This window comes from Ensifer sp. ENS07 (assembly GCF_014852185.1).
Classification (GTDB): domain Bacteria; phylum Pseudomonadota; class Alphaproteobacteria; order Rhizobiales; family Rhizobiaceae; genus Ensifer; species Ensifer adhaerens.
The window spans coordinates 216603-234277 of sequence record NZ_JACVBE010000013.1 but is presented as its reverse complement, the minus strand read 5'-3'; the positions used below and the strand labels follow the sequence as shown (position 1 = coordinate 234277).

10 protein-coding genes, 4 pseudogenes and 1 riboswitch are annotated in these 17675 nt (G+C 60.1%); of the genes and pseudogenes, 5 read left to right on the top strand and 9 right to left on the bottom strand.

Going from position 1 to position 17675, the window contains the following annotated elements:
* Positions 1–123 precede the first annotated feature (123 nt).
* Positions 124–816, top strand: a pseudogene (locus IB277_RS29885) (IS3 family transposase); the annotation flags it as partial.
* Here IB277_RS29885 and IB277_RS38290 read toward each other — a convergent pair.
* Both IB277_RS38290 and IB277_RS29875 read right to left on the bottom strand, forming a co-directional pair.
* Positions 763–1640 (bottom strand): annotated as a pseudogene (locus tag IB277_RS38290) (hypothetical protein); the annotation flags it as partial. The pseudogenes IB277_RS29885 and IB277_RS38290 sit on opposite strands and share 54 nt — an antisense overlap.
* A gap of 18 nt (positions 1641–1658) precedes the next feature.
* Positions 1659–2987 carry an RkpR, polysaccharide export protein gene (locus tag IB277_RS29875; protein WP_192372324.1) on the bottom strand — a complete coding sequence of 443 codons (1329 nt, stop codon included), beginning with the start codon at positions 2985–2987 and terminating at the stop codon, positions 1659–1661.
* 816 nt (positions 2988–3803) lie between these two features.
* On the opposite strand from IB277_RS29875, the gene glmS reads away from it, so the two are divergent.
* The 3 genes and pseudogenes from glmS (at position 3804) to IB277_RS29860 (ending at position 8213) form a co-directional block, all read left to right on the top strand.
* Entirely contained in the window at positions 3804–5630 is a 1827-nt protein-coding gene (gene glmS / locus IB277_RS29870; RefSeq protein ID WP_192372322.1) for a glutamine--fructose-6-phosphate transaminase (isomerizing), read from the top strand.
* Positions 5631–6507: 877 nt separating this feature from the next.
* A pseudogene (locus tag IB277_RS29865) lies at positions 6508–7049 on the top strand (ISNCY family transposase); the annotation flags it as partial.
* 83 nt (positions 7050–7132) lie between these two features.
* A pseudogene (locus IB277_RS29860) lies at positions 7133–8213 on the top strand (IS110 family transposase).
* Between the two features lie 384 nt (positions 8214–8597).
* Here the strand turns inward: IB277_RS29860 and rfbA are convergent.
* From rfbA to rfbC, 4 genes are read right to left on the bottom strand one after another with little or no spacing between them, the layout of a single operon-like run.
* A complete protein-coding gene (gene rfbA / locus IB277_RS29855) occupies positions 8598–9476 on the bottom strand; it encodes a glucose-1-phosphate thymidylyltransferase RfbA (protein ID WP_192372320.1) in 879 nt (292 codons plus the stop codon).
* Positions 9473–10393, bottom strand: a complete 921-nt coding sequence (rfbD, locus tag IB277_RS29850; protein ID WP_192372318.1) for a dTDP-4-dehydrorhamnose reductase — start codon at positions 10391–10393, stop codon at positions 9473–9475. Before rfbD ends, rfbA begins: the two co-directional genes overlap by 4 nt.
* Positions 10390–11451 (bottom strand): dTDP-glucose 4,6-dehydratase, encoded by a 1062-nt coding sequence (gene rfbB, locus IB277_RS29845; RefSeq protein WP_192372316.1) that lies wholly within the window; start codon positions 11449–11451, stop codon positions 10390–10392. Before rfbB ends, rfbD begins: the two co-directional genes overlap by 4 nt.
* A 35-nt stretch (positions 11452–11486) precedes the next feature.
* Positions 11487–12050: a dTDP-4-dehydrorhamnose 3,5-epimerase gene (rfbC, locus tag IB277_RS29840; protein WP_192357585.1), complete on the bottom strand. Its 564-nt coding sequence runs from the start codon at positions 12048–12050 to the stop codon at positions 11487–11489.
* 234 nt (positions 12051–12284) lie between these two features.
* Positions 12285–12388: riboswitch (TPP riboswitch) on the top strand.
* A gap of 117 nt (positions 12389–12505) precedes the next feature.
* Here rfbC and thiD point away from each other — a divergent pair.
* On the top strand, positions 12506–13381 hold the full coding sequence (gene thiD, locus IB277_RS29835; RefSeq protein WP_192372314.1) for a bifunctional hydroxymethylpyrimidine kinase/phosphomethylpyrimidine kinase: 876 nt from the start codon (positions 12506–12508) through the stop codon (positions 13379–13381).
* Between the two features lie 27 nt (positions 13382–13408).
* Here thiD and IB277_RS29830 read toward each other — a convergent pair whose 3' ends face one another.
* Genes IB277_RS29830 through IB277_RS29820 form a run of 3 tightly spaced genes read right to left on the bottom strand, consistent with a single transcriptional unit; the run spans position 13409 to position 17668 of the window.
* A complete protein-coding gene (locus tag IB277_RS29830) occupies positions 13409–14710 on the bottom strand; it encodes a glycosyltransferase family 4 protein (RefSeq protein WP_192372312.1) in 1302 nt (433 codons plus the stop codon).
* On the bottom strand, positions 14707–16926 hold the full coding sequence (locus IB277_RS29825; protein WP_192372310.1) for a hypothetical protein: 2220 nt from the start codon (positions 16924–16926) through the stop codon (positions 14707–14709). The genes IB277_RS29830 and IB277_RS29825 overlap by 4 nt, the downstream gene beginning before the upstream one ends.
* A 10-nt stretch (positions 16927–16936) precedes the next feature.
* Complete coding sequence (locus tag IB277_RS29820) at positions 16937–17668, bottom strand: hypothetical protein (protein ID WP_034798045.1); 732 nt, start codon at positions 17666–17668, stop codon at positions 16937–16939.
* Between the last annotated feature and the right edge of the window lie 7 nt (positions 17669–17675).

Genomic DNA, 17675 nt, shown 5'->3' with positions numbered 1-17675 from the left:
TTTAAAAGTCCCATGTGGATCACTCCGTTGCCCCCGTCGCTCACCGCGTTGAGGGGAAGGTTCACATGGCTCAATTCTCAATGGAAATTATGCGCCTAACCGGCTCAGTTCCGCGCGGAAACCAACAGTTACGGCTACAGACGCATTCATGCGGCCCTGACCAGGAGAGGAGAGCAGGTTTCCGAAAAGGTCGTCCGCCGCCTGATGAAGCAGGAGCAGCTCATCGTCGCCACCGGGAAGCGACGTCGGTACACGTCCTACCAAGGGGAACTAGACGCTGCACCCGAGAATTTGGTCAATCGTGATTTCCACGCTGCAAGGCCAAACGAGAAGTGGCTTACCGATATCACGGAGTTCCAGTTGCCGGCGGGGAAAGAGTATCTGTCGCCTATTATCGACTGCTTCGACGGGCTTGTTGTCAGTTGGTCCGTGAGCACACGTCCAGACGCAGAACTCGTGAACACCATGCTCGATGCCGCAATCGAAACGATCAGCGTTTCCGAGCGTCCAGTTGTGCACTCTGATCGCGGTGCCCATTATCGCTGGCCTGGCTGGCTGTCGCGCATGCACAATGCTCAGCTGGCCCGCTCTATGTCACGCAAAGGGTGCTCACCGGATAACTCAGCCTGCGAGGGCTTCTTTGGACGGCTAAAAAACGAGATGTACTACCATCGCGACTGGATCAATACGACGCTTGACGACTTCATGCAGCAAGTGGACTCCTATATCCGGTGGTACAATCAGCATCGCATAAAAATCTCACTCGGTGGCCTTAGCCCCGCGGAATACCGCCGGAACCTCGGAATTGCAGCATAAGCAGTCCAAGAATTCGTCCGCACCTCCTTCTGGGGAGTATTGATCCGGCATCGACACGCCTGAAGACGGCGAGGGGGCGCGGCGGATGCCGTTGGCGAGGAATCCGTAATGGCGGATGCGCTGGAAGCCGTCCGGCAGGCAGTGGAGCAGGAAGCGGCGGATGGACTCGGGCGGTGCTAACGTCATGTAGCGCGGTGCATTGCCATGGCGGTGGTCGCTCCAGCGGAAGGTGACGTCGGTGTCGTCGGCGCTGACGAGGCGGCTGTTGGAGATCGCGACGCTATGGGTGTAGGGGCCGAGATAGGCGAGCGCCCGTTCGTTCGATCCGAACGGCGGCTTGGTATAGACGACCCAGCGCTTCTTGCGCAGCGCACGCAACGCCGGGGCCAAGGCATTGCCATCGCCAAGCGGCGCCAGGGCGCCGAAGAAACACAGGCCTCCGGCCGTCTGCGCCGCCTACAGTGGAGATGCGGGTGATGGGTCAGCGTCTGCCCGCAGCTTTGCAGGATCGCGAGGAAGCCGAGTTCGCCGCCGAGATGCCGGCGATCGACAATGAGGGTCTTGAGCGTCTCGCCAGTGGCCTCGAAAAGCATCATGTAGAGCTTGCGCGGCGTGCGCGTATAGGCAATCCGCTCGGGAATCTCCGCTCGGTCCAGCGTCACCCTACAAAAAAAGCGCAGCGCGCAAACCGTCTGGTTGAGTGCCGGCTAGGAGATGCCCTGCGACACCACACCTGGAAAGCGCACTTCCTCCAGCCCCAGCCAATCCAGGGAGCGGCCGAGATAACGGCTGAACATTGTCACGGCATGCAGAACCACGTCCAAGCTAGACTGATTTTACGTCTAGGCCCGATCCCGAATATTATAATAACCCATCACTGCAATACCCCAAGCGAGGAGCAGTCCGAGGAATACCAGCATGGAATTGACGAATCGTCCTGGGAACTGCGCCATTTCTGAAAGCGTTGGCTCAATGAAAAGGGCCAAATAGCGTTGCCGATTGTCTGCCTCAATCCGCGCTCTTTCAAGAGAGCCGAGGGCGGCGGTATAGGCGCGTTCAGCAAATTCCCGTTCGGTTTCAAGCTCCTCGAACTCGGCGATGCGACCGGCCACGTCTGGCGCGTTCGGGCTCTTCTTCAATCCATTAGCTGCACCCGTTCCGAGCCGCTGGCGCTCAAGGCGGAGCTGCTGTTCCAAGCTTTCGATCCGGGTCTTGATGACGCGAGTTCGTGGCGTGTCTTCGCTCATTTGGCTGGTTGCAGTGGCAAGATCAGCATTGAGCTTCGTCAATTCAGCCTCAATGCCTGCGATCAGTTCAATGGCGAGCTTTGCGGCTTGTTCGGGGCTGATTTCCTGAGATTTGTCGCGATAATCCCGCAGCGCGGCGCGTGCCTTAAAGAGCCGCGCTTCGCCGCCCATCACCTCGTCCTGCGCCGCGCGGAGGACCTCCATACGTGCCGAAAGTGAGAGACCATTGATGAGATTGTCGCTCTGGCTAACGATGAATTCAGAGATTTTCTGCGCCTGCATTGGATCAAATGCCCTTACGGTCACTTGCATGATGCCGGACGCATGGTCGAAATTGACCTTCACCATTTCCCGCCAGTAGGCAACCTTATCTTCAATCGGTAGGCCCGAACCGATGCCGTAATAGTAATCGAAGCCCCGCGCCGCGTACACATCCTCGAGCTTGAATTTGCCGTCAGCAGAAGCAACCATGCGATCGCTGAGGATGTAGTCCATAAGAATATAACTATCCGAAACAGTGCTCGTACCAGAGGCTTGCGTAAATAGGCCTAGAATATCAGTCGCGCCGCCGCCTTCTATACTGCGCACAGCGAAAGATGCGGTGCTGTGATATTGGTCGGCCGCGATGAAGGCCATGTAAATTGAAGTGAACGCAGACGGGATGGCTACGAGACCGAGAAAGGAAGCCCCGACGATCAGGTGCCGCAGGCGCAAGTTCCTGCGCCATCCGGGCAGCAGTATGGATGTCGATTTAGGCTCGAACTTCTCACGTCGGGGGAGGTGGATGACAGGCGCATTCTCTTTGCCGAGCAACCCTTCGAGAACCTCAATTCCTTTGCTTTTGGCGCCTCCAACGGCGAGAGCGGGGCTGACGGCCTCGGTTAGGCCCGGCTTTTTTGATGCCGTGTCGTTGCTAGCCGCCATTGAATTCCCTTTCAAACTTGAATCGTGCGCGTGACCTGCGTCTCAGACATTTTCAGAACAATTCGTCTTACAAGTTTTCGGTACCACCCCGCAGCACAGGTCCCAAGTGGTGCAGGGGGGTCGAAACCAAGAGCACGTCGGCTATTTGATCATTTCATAGTAGTTTGAACGACCGCCGAAAACTCCGTCGTCGGCTTTAATAGCCCACAATGAATCCGATGCGCAAGTCGCGTATGCGGAACATAGCGCGTGTGCCTTCAACCGAAGTGTGTTCGCAGCTGCCGAGCGACGCTCAATTGACCAGGGTGGCTCAGCGCTCATAGGGAGGTCTGACGAAGTAGCCCTATAAGTCGCCGGTTACCTTTCAAAGCGGTAGCTGCGAGCCGAAATTAACGCGAAACGGCATGGACCTCAATCTTTTGAAGATGTAGGCAACGGAACGAGCAGTACGTGATTAACCCCCGAGCTTTCACCGCACGCCTGCCAAGTCCATAGAGGGCAACAGGTTTCGCCCAGCGACCTCAAGTCCGGCGTCCGACGGGGACTCGGGTGTGGAATGTTGGTCGAACAAAGTTGACCGCCATTCAATCGCTTGTGGTGGTTTTTGGCGCGACGTTGCAGGGGGACACTATTAAACCAACACGCTCGCATGTGTGCCGCGAAATTGCGACGAGGCCGTTAGCTTTCCCAGTCGCGTTCTTCTTGGATAAGTAAGCCCGGAGTTGCAAACTCTGATGACTACGGGCGGGATTCCCTTTTACAAGGCGGTGAAAGCGGCGCGCCGATCGCGGCGCGGGGACGAATTCGGAGACGACTATGTGCGGTATTGTAGGCATCGTTGGCAACCAGCCCGTATCGGAACGACTGGTCGATGCGCTGAAGCGCTTGGAGTACCGCGGTTATGATTCCGCCGGTGTCGCTACCGTCATTGGCGGCAAGCTGGAGCGCCGGCGCGCCGAGGGCAAGCTCGTCAATCTGGAGATCAGGCTGCGCGAAGAGCCGCTTGCCGGCACGATCGGCATTGCCCACACGCGCTGGGCAACCCATGGCGCGCCGACCGAACGCAACGCCCACCCGCATTTCACCGACGGGGTCGCCGTCGTCCACAACGGCATCATTGAGAACTTCGCCGAGCTGAAGGACGAACTGATCGCCAGTGGCGCAAAGTTCGAGACGGACACCGACACCGAGGTTGTGGCCCATCTGCTCTCCAAGTTCCGTCGCGAAGGCCTCGGCCGGCGCGAAGCCATGCACGCGATGCTGAAGCGCGTCACCGGCGCCTATGCGCTGGCCGTGCTCTTCCAGGACGATCCTTCGACGATCATGGCGGCGCGGAACGGCCCGCCGCTTGCGATCGGTCACGGCCGTGGCGAAATGTTCCTCGGCTCCGACGCGATCGCGCTTGCGCCCTTCACCAACGAGATCACCTATCTGATCGATGGCGACTGGGCGGTGATCGGGGCGAACGGCGTGCATATCTTCGACCTCGACGGCAACGTCGTCGACCGGCCGAAGCAGCTGTCTACGGCCGCCGCCTACATGATCGACAAGGGCAACCACCGGCACTTCATGGAGAAGGAGATCTATGAGCAGCCGGAGGTGATCGCGCACGCGCTCAGCCACTACATCGATTTTGCCGGCAACCGCATCAAGGCGCTCTCAGGCACGATCGATTTCGCCAAGGTTCCGAGCCTTGCGATTTCCGCCTGCGGCACCGCCTATCTCGCTGGCCTCGTCGGCAAGTACTGGTTTGAGCGTTACGCCCGCCTGCCGGTGGAAATCGATGTCGCGTCCGAGTTCCGCTACCGCGAGATCCCGCTGCCTTCCGAGGCGGCCGCGTTGTTCATCTCTCAATCCGGCGAAACCGCTGATACGCTCGCGTCGCTGCGCTATTGCAAGGAACTTGGCCTGAAGATCGGCGCCGTGGTCAACACGCGTGAATCCACCATCGCGCGTGAATCCGATGCGGTCTTTCCGATCCTTGCCGGCCCGGAAATCGGTGTCGCCTCGACCAAGGCCTTCACCTGCCAGCTCGCAGTGCTGGCGTCGCTCGCGATCGGTGCCGGTCGCGCCCGCGGCACGGTGAGTGCTGAGGAAGAGCAGGTCTTGGTTCGCTATCTCGCGGAAATGCCGCGTATCATGGGGCAGGTGCTGAACGCCGTTCAGCCGAAGATCGAGCTTCTTTCGCGCGAGCTGTCGAAGTGCCGCGACGTTCTCTACCTCGGCCGCGGCACCAGCTTCCCGCTGGCGATGGAGGGGGCGCTCAAGCTCAAGGAGATCTCCTATATCCATGCGGAAGGTTATGCCGCCGGCGAACTGAAGCATGGACCGATCGCGCTGATTGACGAGAACATGCCGGTTATCGTCATCGCGCCGCACGACCGCTTCTACGAGAAGACCGTTTCCAACATGCAGGAAGTCGCGGCCCGCGGCGGCCGGATCATTCTCATCACCGACGAGAAGGGCGCCGCCGCCTCGAAGCTCGAGACCATGGCGACGATCGTGCTGCCTGATGTCGATGAGGTCATCGCCCCGATGATCTTCTCGCTGCCGATCCAGCTGCTTGCCTATCACACGGCGGTGTTCATGGGCGCCGATGTCGACCAGCCCCGCAACCTCGCCAAATCGGTGACCGTCGAATGATGACGAGGATTGTGAAAAGAGAGGTCTGTATGCAAGCGCTCTAATGAGCTCCCGGCAGATGCATATTTCCGTTTTCGTCGAGGCGTAATTAAGTCACACTTGTCGGCAATGATGTGGTCGGCAAGTTCAGCATCCTGGATCAGCCGATTGCTACTGAAGGCTTTCGAAGCTACTATCCGTGAAACCAGTCGTGCGTATCCTTATGGAAGCGCATCGCCGGAAGCATAGTTCACGGAAGTTGACCTGCCACTGGATCTTCATCCAGCTGCGACTCGAGCCTTGGAGCAACGGCGGAACCGCGAAGATTTCATCTCACACGGTGTTGGAGCCAGTTGCGGCGCTGGGCCCGCATGGTCCGCCGGGGGTCTGGTATCCCATCGATGAGAGTGGCCGGAATTTTATTGTTACCGGCCATTCGCGGATCGACACCCAATTATGTCGATGGGGATATCAGCCTGATAAGTTGCCCGCGGTACTTTACTATGTTCTTTCACGTCTCCGTTTGGTCGCGGCGGTCAATGGGCGATGCGCGCATTGAAGAAGTCGAAAGAGCGGGAGACCTTAACCATTACGACGGCCTGCGCTGGTACCTAATATCGCCTCAAAAAGGCCCCCATTGCTTTGGGAGCGCAGGGAGCCTTCTGTCTGAGCGTTCGAATTCACAGACGCAGGGCAAGATATTCGGCTTAACAAAAAGAGCAAGCGAAATCCGAAGCCCGGCGAGACGGAAAATTCGAACCGGTCGGATGAAGGAGGCATGGGGCGTCGGATTGCCTATGCAACGAGATTTTATTGTCACGACGATCGCACTTTCCTGAATATTCAACCGTTGCCTCACATAATTTGCTCCCTACCGAGGGGATGGACAGGGGCGAGTATGGGACAGCTGAGCATGGCGACGAGGAAAGAACTGACGGCGGCAGTTTCGGAGCGTTATCGTGCTTCGACGCGAACGGAGAAGGCGAGGATTCTGGATGAATTCGTTGTCATCACGGGTTTCCACCGCAAGCGCGCGATGCGGCTGCTGCGGCGCCACCGGAGAGAGCCTACAGGTCGGCGAGCGCGGCCGCGTGTTTATGATGAAGCGGAACGCAATGCGCTCATATTGCTGTGGAAGGCGTCTGATCGGGTCTGTGGGGAGCGGCTGAAGGCGTTGCTGCCCTTGTCGAAGCGATGGAACGGCACGGTCATTTTAGCCTCGCGCCTGAGATCCGTGGCAAATTGCTGGCGATGAGCGCGGCCACGATCGACAGGACGCTGGGACCGATCCGAGAAGGCTTGGGACGTCCTCGACGGCGGCCCGCGGCACACGCCCTGCGACGGAGCACTCCCATTAGAACGTCGGCGGATTGGGACAATCCGGCGCCAGGCTTCGTTGAGGCGGATCTCGTCGCCCATTGCGGCCCTTCGGCTCGCGGCAAGGCGGCTCGCTCCGATTATGTTGCGTGCGGGGATTGCTCTGGAGGGGCCAGAGCGGAGTCCCAAGCTTAGCGGGGGCGAACATGAAGGAAAATAGCGCAATATTCGTCGGGCTGGACGTTTCAAAACTGAAGATTTCCGTCGCGCTCGCGGAGGGAGAGCGCAGTGGCGAGGTCCGTTTTCTGGGCGACATTTCCTCAGAGCCCGCATCAGTGGCCGCGTTGTCCGCAAGCTCTCCAAGCCCGCACGTACACTTCACTTTTGTTACGAGGCGAGTCCTACAGGTTACGGTCTCTACGGCCAGATTGTGGAATTGGGACATGAATGCGCTGTAGTGGGGCTCCGTCCCTTATTCCCAAGCGCCCAGGCGTCAGGGTGAAGACAAATCGTCGGGATGCAATGAGCTTGGCACGGCTGCATCGTGCGGGCGAATTGACGCCGGTCTGGGTTCCTGACGAAAGCCACGAGGCGATGCGCGATCTGGTGCGTGCACGCGATGCGGCCCAAGAGGTGCAGAAACAATTGCGCCAACAGCTCCAGTCCTTTTTACCTCGTCACGGCCGAATTTTTACAGGGCGCAAGCCGTGGACACGCGCGTATGCCCGTTGGCTGGCGAGCCAGGCCTTCGAACATCATGCCCATCACGTTCTGCTCGCGGAGTATTGCCAGGCTATTGACGACGCCACGGTGCGCCTGGATCGGTTGAGCGCACTTGTCACCGAAACCGCGGCATCATGGTCTATGGCTCCGGTGGTGGCTGCCTACCAAGCAATGCGCGGCGTGGCGTTCATGACAGCAGTCACCATCGTGGTTGAAATCGGCGATGTACGGCGTTTCGACAACCCTCGTCAGCTAATGGCATATCTAGGCTTCGTGCCGTCAGAAAGCTCGACGGGCGAACGCATCAAACGTGGCGGGATCACCAAAGCGGGCAACATCCGGGCGCGCCGCGCACTCATAAAGGGGGCTTGGACATATCGCTACCCGGCGCGTGTGAGCCCGGCGATCCAGGCTCGGCTTGTAGGCCTGCCGAAGGTGGTCCGGGACATAGCGTGGAAGGGACAGGTGCGGCTTTGCACGCGCTATCGCAGGCTGATCAGCGCCGGCAAGGCAAAGACAGTCGCGGTAGCCGCTATCGCGCGAGAAATGGCGGCTTTCCTATGAGCGATTGGACAAGGTTTCGCCGCTCGGGAAGTCTTAGACCGGTAGTCAGCCCAAAGTAGGCGCGCCAAAACCATCTGTTTGTTGAACAAAGTTGGAGGCAGGGCCCCGGTGGGGAACCCTCGATACCCCTATGTGGCAGAGACATCCAGGCCCGACACTAGACAGAGGCAGCCCCAGACGAACATACGGAAATGCGGTATCCAGCCCGCGAATGAGAGTATGCCAGCCGTCGTCGAAACGCCCTGTCTCCTGCTTTGTTCAATAACTCCGAGCGTTTGCCTTTCGTCGCCAGACGAAAAGGGGGAAGCCATGCCCGGCTTAGGCTGTCGAAGCGGTCCATTCGAATAGCTATGGAAGGCGAATAGACTGGATTGAAGCGGCGACCTACATAGGCTCGCGCGCTTCTAACAAGTTGAATAAATAGCGCCCATAGGGCGTTTTGCCATACCTTTTTGCAAGCCTCTCAAGCTGGCCACCATCAATGTACCCCGCCCGGTAGGAAACCTCTTCCGGGCACGCCACCTTGAAACCCTGTCGGCGCTCCAAGGTTGCGACAAACTCTGACGCTTCCAGCAGGCTATCGGGCGTACCCGTGTCGAGCCAGGCATATCCTCGCCCCATTCTTTCGACGTGGAGCTTGCCCCGCTCCAGATAGGCGCGGTTCACATCCGTAATCTCAAATTCGCCCCGCGCGGACGGTGTCAGGTCGGCAGCGATGTTTACGACCTCTTCGTCGTAGAAATAAAGGCCCGTAACCGCCCAGTCGGAGCGAGGTTGGGCGGGCTTCTCCTCGATTGCGACAGCCTTCATTTCGCTGTCGAACTCGACAACCCCGTAGCGTTCCGGGTTGCTAACATGGTAGGCGAAGACCGTTGCGCCCTCTGTCCGTTCCATGGCGCGCTTGAAGAGCTCGGTGATGCCATGTCCAAAAAAGACGTTGTCGCCGAGAATGAGGCATGAGGGATGGCCTGCAACGAAGTCGGCGCCAATCACATACGCCTGGGCAAGGCCATCGGGGGATTGTTGCTCGGCGTAGCTCAGCTTGATGCCCCATTTCGATCCGTCGCCCAGCAGGAGTTGAAAGCTGGGGAGGTCCCGCGGCGTGGTAATGATCAAGATGTCGCGAATCCCCGCCAGCATCAGGGTTGACAGGGGGTAGTAGATCATCGGCTTGTCGTAGATCGGAAGCAGTTGTTTTGAGCTTGCCAATGTCATCGGATGTAGGCGGGTGCCGCTTCCTCCAGCAAGAATAATGCCCTTCATTTCGTCACCTCCAGGTCCGTCTGGTGCTGGATGACGCGGCGTACGGTGGCTTCGATGGAGTTCTTCCAGTGGGGCAGGGTGATGCCGTGGTGTCGCGCGATTTTGCTGCAGTTCAGGCGTGAGTTTGAGGGCCGCGCGGCCGCAGTTGGGTAGTCTGCCGTCAAGATGCGGTTGACCTTGGCAAACGGGCCGCCCAGCCCTTCAGACTGGGCGAGGATTTCTTCCGCCACGTCGGCCCAAGTCGCATCACCAGTTCCCACCAGATGGAACGTGCCGCGCAGTGCCAGGTCATCTGATGCCAGCAGATTCTTCGCGACACCGATGATCGCGGTTGCCAGATCCAGCGCGGATGTCGGGTTCCCTGTCTGGTCCGTAACGACCGATAGCTCGGCTCTGTTGCGGGCGTTGCGAATGATGGTCCGGACAAAATTTCTGCCGAACGGGCTGTAGATCCAAGCGGTTCTCAGAATGACATGATTATCGGTGGCGGCGGCGACCGTTCGCTCGCCTTCCCACTTGCTTTTGCCGTAGACGTTTACCGGGCGCGCCGTATCGCCTTCGGTATATGGCATGGTTTTTGTCCCGTCGAAGACGTAGTCGGTCGATAGATGGATGATCGGGATATTCAGGGCTTTTGCGACGCGCGCCAATTCTTGCGGTGCGACCGCGTTGACTGCGTATGCCCTGGTCTTGTCGGTCTCGGCTTGGTCAACTGCGGTATAGGCGGCGGCCGAGATGATGACGTCAGGAACCGCTGCCCTGACGACCCCCTCTATGCCTCCTGGATCCTCCAAATCGAATTGCGGGCGACCGAGCGGAACCACCTCGAAGTCGCCGCGGCTCTTTCCCTGCTCGACAAGCGACTGAACGACCTGGCCGTTCAGCCCGGTGACAACGATGCGCGATATCTGGTTCATTGCCCGTCACCCGCATGCAGCGCACCCAGGCGAACGCCGTCATATCCCTTGCGAAGAGGGGCCCACCACCATTCGTTGTCCAGATACCAGCGGATCGTCTTCTCCATCCCGCTTTCAAAGCTGTCTTCCGCCGCCCAGCCGAGCTCTTCTTCCAGCTTCGTCGCGTCGATAGCGTAGCGCAAATCGTGCCCCGGCCTGTCCTCGACAAACTGAATGAGCTCGTCCCGGGGGCGGAATGCAGGGGCAAGCACGTCGAGTGTGGCGCAGATGTGCCTGACTACATCGATGTTCCGCCGTTCGTTGCGCCCACCGACATTGTAGGTTTCGCCGATTCTGCCGCGCTCGGCGATCAGCTCAAGCGCACGGGCATGGTCCTCAACGAAGAGCCAGTCGCGAATGTTCGTGCCGTCGCCATAGATCGAGAGTGGCTTGCCTTCGAGCGCATTCAGGATGGTCAGCGGGATCAGCTTTTCGGGGAAGTGATAGGGACCGTAATTGTTTGAGCAGTTTGAAACCAAGATCGGCATGCCGTAGGTGCGTGCCCATGCTTTGGCGAGATGATCGGAGGCGGCCTTCGATGCCGAGTAAGGCGAGCTCGGATCGTATCGCGTCTCCTCGGAAAAGAGCTGGTCATCCGCGAGCGAGCCGTACACTTCATCCGTCGAAACGTGAAGAAAGCGAAACCTGCGTTTGCCCTCATCTTCCATGGACTGCCAATAGGCCCTTGCGCATTCTAGCAGGTTGAATGTCCCGACAACGTTAGTTTCGATGAAGTCCCTTGCTCCGGTAATTGACCGGTCGACGTGACTCTCGGCAGCGAGATGCATGACGCGATCGGGTCCGAAGGTGGAAAAGGCCTCCGAGATCGCTCGCCCATCGCTGATGTCAGCTTTGAGGAAGCGATAGGAGGGGTTGTTTGCGACGGGCAAAAGGGAGCTGAGCGTTCCCGCGTAGGTCAACTTATCAACGTTCAACACGTCATATCCCTTGTCGATAATGAGGTGTCGAATAACCGCTGAACCAATAAAACCAGCCCCGCCGGTAACAAGTACACGCATATCTCAGTGAAGTCCTTCTAAGATAAATATCGAGACTAGAGTTCTGATCCGAACTTGGATTGAAGCTCGGAAAGTCTTGGCTGGTTCCTGTCTTTGTCAGACAGGATGGCGTAATTCGGAGATACGGGCCAATTGATCCGGAGCTCTGGGTCGTTCCAAAGAAGCCCGCGATCGTGCTCAGGACTGTAGTAGTCGGTCACTTTGTAGCTGACCACGGTTGCGGGTTTCAGGGTACAGAAGCCGTGGGCGAAACCCGGCGGAATCCAGAGCTGGTGACCGTTCTCTTCGGAAAGCTCAGCGGCCACGAACTTCCCGTGGGTCGGTGATCCGCGGCGAAGGTCCACCGCCACATCCCAGAGCGCGCCGGCGTTACAGGAAACCAGTTTTCCCTGTGCGCGCGGCGGCAGTTGGAAGTGCAGTCCGCGCACAGTGCCGGCTTCAAGCGACAGCGATTGATTGTCCTGGACGAAAGAGTGCGTCCCGACGATTTCGGCGAATTGATCAGCCCGAAAGGTCTCGGCGAAGTAGCCACGCGTATCGACCAATCGCTTAGGCTTAATCAAGAAAACAGAGGGAATGGCCGTTTCTTCGATCCGCATCGTATCGTCCTTCATCGTTGTTTCCCGTGCGCGAAATCATACGGCGCTTGTGGCGTTCTAACGATATGTTGCGTCTGTATTGCTGACGATCCCGGGAAAATGGGATCGCGAAGCGGACGTGCCATTCCACGGCCTCTTTCTCGATCGCTTGGTCCGCAGGGCCTGTGTGGAAAGATGCGGCTTGGATCCGCTGCATCTATCAATTGACATCCCCGCCCATGCCCCCCTAGCATCCCTCCTGCCGAGGGGCGCACTGTCACGGTGCTGAGATGGCGGTGAGCCAGACCCTTGAACCTGATCCGGATCATACCGGCGTAGGAACGGCGAGGGCCCTTCTGCTCACCAGCCGTCTCTGCGCTTGTCGACCGGATCTCCGTCCATTTCGGGGAGGTCGCTTTGCTCGTGTCTGTTCTTGACTCAAACCGAAAAGGCTCAGGTCTCAAGGAGGTGGGGCTATGACCGCGATCGCCGTCACCATCGCAGGCTCGGATTCCGGCGGCGGGGCCGGCATCCAGGCGGATCTGAAGACGTTCTCTGCGCTCGGCGTTTATGGCGCAAGCGTGATCACTGCGGTCACGGCGCAGAATACCCGTGGCGTTTCTGCGGTTGAAGATATCTCCCCGACCGTCGTTGCGGCTCAGATCGACGCGGTGTTTTCGGATCTCGCCGTGGGAGCGGTGAAAATAGGCATGGTCTCGCGGCGCGAGACGATCGCGGTGATCGCAGCTGGTCTGAAGCGCTACGACCGGCTGGCTGTCATCGACCCGGTGGTGGTGGCAACCTCCGGCGATCCCCTGATGCGCCCGGACGCGATCGCGACGCTCAAGGAGGAGTTGCTGCCGCTGGCGCTCATTCTCACGCCGAACCTGCCCGAGGCGGCGCTGCTGACCGGACGTGCGATCGCTGAAACGGAGGCTGAGATCGCGCGCCAGGCCGAGATGCTTCTGAAGCTCGGTGCGCGTTCGGTGCTGATGAAGGGCGGACATGCCAAGGGCAGGGATGCTGTCGACAGCCTCTATAGGGGGGAAACGGTCCTGCACCTGTCGCGGCCGCGGATCGAAACCAGGAACGATCATGGCACCGGGTGTACCCTCTCGGCCGCAATCGCCTCGGCGCTTGCCAAAGGTAAGCCGATTGACGACGCGGTCGTCGCAGCCAAGGTCTATCTGCATGATGCGCTGGTCGCGGCCGACGGCCTGGCCATCGGCCAGGGGCATGGGCCAGTGCATCATTTTCATCATTGGTGGGGCAACGATAGAGGGTCGATCGATGGGCCTTCGAACGTCGCCGAGGTCCAAGGCGTTCTTGGCAGTATGTCGCGATCTGGTTGAGCCGTTTGGCATTGCCTCGACTCTACCTCAGGCCACTGCCGCGCTGGGCAGGGCGGATTGCTCGCCCTTGAGCATCTTGCGATAGAGCGCCACATGCTCGCGTGCGCAATCGACGTGGCTCGTCGGTCGTCGAAGTGTCGCACGCAGATTGTCCCATGCCCGCGGGGCGGCCAAGACGTCGATCAGCCGGTCCGCCAGATCCTGGGCGCTCCCGGCGCGGAAGTGATGGCCGTCCAGCCGGTCGCGAACCTTTTCGGCCATGCCGCCGATGTCTGAACACAGGATCGGCCGGCCGTGATGCAGCGCTTCCTGGATAACGACAGGGGAGTTCTCCCACCAGACGGAGGGCATTACCACCCAGTCGACCGAGCGCATCAGCCTTGGCATGTCCTGGTTCTGGTAGGCGCCATAGAAGCGGACGCGACGACCGGCGTCCTCGATGAGTTTCGCTACCTTCTCCTGATAGTCGTTTGGCTGACGCTCGAGGTTCCCGCCAAAAATCATCAGCGAGGAATCATCGCCCCAAATGTCATCGGGCACGCGCGATACCGCGTCGATCAGCACGTGAACGCCCTTGAACGGTGTCATCTGCCCGAAATAGGCAAAGCGGTTGCGCCGGGCCGTCGGCGACGGCAATTCGCGGGCCGGCGCCTTGTCGCCCATGACGATGCCGTTCTCGATCACGAAGATCTTTGCAGCTTCAAGCCCCCATTCGACATAGCGGTTGGCGAGAAAGGCACTCGGCGCGATGAAGGCATCGGCGAGATTGAGCATGCCGCGCACGAACTGTTCGCGGCGAACGAAGCGCGACACCGGGATTTCGGGGAAGCACGTGTGGCAACTGATCGGTGAGGCGCCGTTGCAAAGCTGGCCCGAGGGGCGTTTCACCATTTGCCCGTGATTGTGGCAGATCGGCAGATACTCATGGAACGTCACGACGATGCGTGCCTTGGGCAGGGCATCACGAACGGCATAGAGGGCTTCCAGGCCGAAGCCGAGGATATGGTGGAAGTGAACGACATCCGGCTTGATGTCGCCGACGAAGCGCAAGAGGTCGCGGCGGATCGCGTCCGTATCGCCGTTGGAGAGGAAGAAATGGTCGAAGTCCTCGGCATGGTAGAGGACTTCGTCCATGGCGAGCCGCAGGCTCATCAGCGCGGAGGCGCCATGGCGCGGAACCGGATTGCCGACACGGGCGAGGTAGATCGATTCCACACCCGACAGGCCGTTCAGCGCCTTGTGAAGACCATGCGAAGCAATTTCCGCCCCGCCGAGAGAGTGGGTCGGGTGGCCGTGGGAGACCACAAGTACGCGGAGTTTTTCGCTCATGCGCCAGTCTCCTCGAAGAATGTCTGGGCGGTTTCGGAGGCGGGCATCCGTCGGGCGCGGAAGAGCGTCCGGTCGACACGCTCCACGAACCGGGCGGTGGCGGCAGAGCCCGCTCCGGGCACCTCGTCCGATCCGACCATCTGCAGGGAAGGAAGCCAGTAGGCCTCGTAGCCCTTGCCGCTCAGGCGAAGGGCGAGATCGAGGCCCTTCAGCGCTGCGCCGAGATAAGTGGGCGACGCGCCCGCGTCCTCCATCAGCGCTTCGCGCGGCATGATGCAACAATCGAGCGATGCGGCTGCGACCCGCGTCAGCTTGAGGCGATTGACGGCGCCGACGGGATAGCCGGCGTAGCGGCTCGATTGAAGATGGTCGGGGCGATCGAGCGACGTGCTGCCGGCCCAGCGGATAGAGTGATCCTCATAGGCAAGGGTCGGAGAAATGATGGTTCCCGTCTTTGCCTCGTAAGCGGCAACGAGTGCCTGATACCACCCGGTATTGGCTGGCGTCAGCGACGAGGAAAGCAGAACGACCGCGTCGCTGTTTACCCTTTCGGCAGCCGCTTGCGCCAGGTCGCATGCATCGCCGGCGCCTTCGACGGATATGAGCCGCAGCGGTAGGCGATAGAATTCCGAGAGCTGACGGATATGGACCGCGTGCCGTCGGAACCGCTCGGCCTGGAGCACGAGCGCGATCGGGGCCGGGCGCGTTTGCGGATCAAGCGCGAGCAGCCCCAAAAGCGGCGCGAAATCCGTTTCGGTTTCTCCGGCGACAAGAAGGATGGCGGTACCCTCGGCCTGGTCGAAGGGGCCCATGTCGACAACGGTCTCGATGGTCGGTGCGGTGCTGCGCGCCGCCGTCAGGAAAGGGACGATCTGCCGGTCGATAATATCGGGCAGGGCCCAGCTTGTCGGATCGATCGAGGCAAGAAGCCGTAGGGCGGCGGCGCGTGCGGGCAGCCGCACGGGGAAAAGTGGCATGTAGGCGCGGCGGGCGTCTCTGAGGGTGAGTTCGAGGTGAACTGGTCCTTCCGCCTCGCCACCAAGCGCCTCGATCCAACCGATAAACCCATGGGATCGGCGGTGACCGGAAATCGCGCTCTTGAATTCCGGGCGATCGACGAAGGCCTCTTCGACGTCGGATCGTTCGGTACGGGTCCAGGCTGCGTCCAGCCGCGCTCCGCCGCCCTGTCGGCAAAGTCGCACGCTTTCAACATGGCCTTCCGCGTCTAAAAGCCAGCCCGAAATCAGGAAGGCACCATCCTCACCCTGGTAGAGCGCATCCACGCCAAGGCGGACAGGAACCGGAAGGCTTGAGATCGTCTCGGTGCCATCGTATCCGCTGGCGGCATCGCGCAGGCGAAGCATGACCTGGGGCGAGCTCTGGCTCTGGAGCAGCATCGCGCGGATATGGCCGGGTGTCTCGAGCGGACCGGTCACGACCCGGCGTTCGTGGAGCCCGACATAACGCCAGGCGCCGCGGCCGCGATAGAATATGCCCTTGATGTCGCGCGCTCGGGGCAGATCGTTTGCGGACAGGAGGCCGACAAAGCCGGCCGAGCCGTCAGGCGCGTCGTTGCGCTGGAAAATGGCGACGTTGCAATCGGCAAGGACGGTATCGTCGCTCTTGACGATCGCCCGGCAGACGCCGGCGGGCAGGTCGTGCGCCCATCCTTTCAGGGCGATGGTCCCGTCATGGCCCTCGCCGAGCAGTTCGATGTATCCGTCGCTCGCCGCTCCCGTTTTAAGCAGGGTCGTAATGGCCGCGAGCCGTTGATCGGCATGCGGTGGCTTGATAAGCACGTCGACCAGACGGCCGAGGACATGGACAAACTGCGGACCGGTAAAATCCTTCAGCATCGCCGTGACTTCACCGATCGAAACGGTGCGTGGCGCAACCATATAGCGCTTACCGTTACCCGTCTTGCCAAAGCGCAGGGTAGTCGGCAGCGGCTCGGAGCCTTCGACCGGCAACAGCGCGGCAAAACCATGCGTGGTGGAAGACTGGGGTGCCGCCAGCCGCCAGCCGACGACCGACGCCATGACCTGGCTTGACGCATCTTCATTTATCTCGACCGGCAACTGATCGGCCATCGGGCCACCGGTTCCGATAACGAGCAACGATGTTTCGCCGATCGGGCAGGCGATGATCCGTCCACTACGCGCAATGCGGCCAAGCGGTGCAGGGCTTGCGGAGAGGCTGAGTTCCGTACTGGGCATGAGATGCGCCTCAGGTCCGAAGGAAGACGGAAAGGATCGCGCCTGCCGCAAAGCCTGCAAGGACAAAGAGAAGCAGAAACGCCGGTTTCAAATCGCCGTTCGAGCGCTGCTTCAGTGCGTTGAGGCTCTTTTCCATACCCGCGATTACACCGTCGAGCCGCATCAGATGAACGTCGAGATCGGTCAGTCGCTGGGTGATTTCTCCGCGGAGGTTCGCGACATCATCGCTGATTGCTGCAAGTCCGGGGCTTTCGGCTTCATCGCCGTCGTCAACTTTCGACCGCAGGGCGGAACGCTGCGAGACCTGCAATTGCCGTTGCGCTGCCATCAGCACGTCGAGCTTGTCGAGCACTTTTGCAAGCGGTGCTGCAATCAGCGCTTCGGCCGCCTGTTCGTCGGGCTTGGGAACACGAAGCGGTAGTTCGCCGCCTTTGCCGGTCGCCGCAAGCACGACGAGTTCGCCGCTGCGCGCGCTCGCCATCTCAGGCAACGCGATTTCAAACGCGTGGTTGCCGTCGCCAATCCCGTTGCGCTTGAGATCGGGCCGGTTGCGGTCGGCGAGCGCCTCGGCGATCACCTTGCCGTCGAGAAGCACGCGAATGGCAAGCCGCTTTTCCGGGGTTTCCGGGTCAAAGGCCCAGCCGAAGACGCGGCCCTGGTCGATCGCGTCCACGCGGCCCTTCAGCGGCTTTGCATTGTTCTGCTCCGGTGCGACGTCCGGTTTGTCGGCTGCTACAGACATGGTCTTC

What these genes read in the sequence shown, in the direction of transcription:
- rfbA (WP_192372320.1), bottom strand. Translation starts at nt 9,476, where the DNA reads ATGAAGGGCATTATTCTTGCTGGAGGAAGCGGCACCCGCCTACATCCG.
- IB277_RS29820 (WP_034798045.1), bottom strand. Translation starts at nt 17,668, where the DNA reads ATGTCTGTAGCAGCCGACAAACCGGACGTCGCACCGGAGCAGAACAAT.
- IB277_RS29875 (WP_192372324.1), bottom strand. Translation starts at nt 2,987, where the DNA reads ATGGCGGCTAGCAACGACACGGCATCAAAAAAGCCGGGCCTAACCGAG.
- rfbC (WP_192357585.1), bottom strand. Translation starts at nt 12,050, where the DNA reads ATGCGGATCGAAGAAACGGCCATTCCCTCTGTTTTCTTGATTAAGCCT.
- IB277_RS29825 (WP_192372310.1), bottom strand. Translation starts at nt 16,926, where the DNA reads ATGCCCAGTACGGAACTCAGCCTCTCCGCAAGCCCTGCACCGCTTGGC.
- glmS (WP_192372322.1), top strand. Translation starts at nt 3,804, where the DNA reads ATGTGCGGTATTGTAGGCATCGTTGGCAACCAGCCCGTATCGGAACGA.
- thiD (WP_192372314.1), top strand. Translation starts at nt 12,506, where the DNA reads ATGACCGCGATCGCCGTCACCATCGCAGGCTCGGATTCCGGCGGCGGG.
- rfbD (WP_192372318.1), bottom strand. Translation starts at nt 10,393, where the DNA reads ATGAACCAGATATCGCGCATCGTTGTCACCGGGCTGAACGGCCAGGTC.
- rfbB (WP_192372316.1), bottom strand. Translation starts at nt 11,451, where the DNA reads ATGCGTGTACTTGTTACCGGCGGGGCTGGTTTTATTGGTTCAGCGGTT.
- IB277_RS29830 (WP_192372312.1), bottom strand. Translation starts at nt 14,710, where the DNA reads ATGAGCGAAAAACTCCGCGTACTTGTGGTCTCCCACGGCCACCCGACC.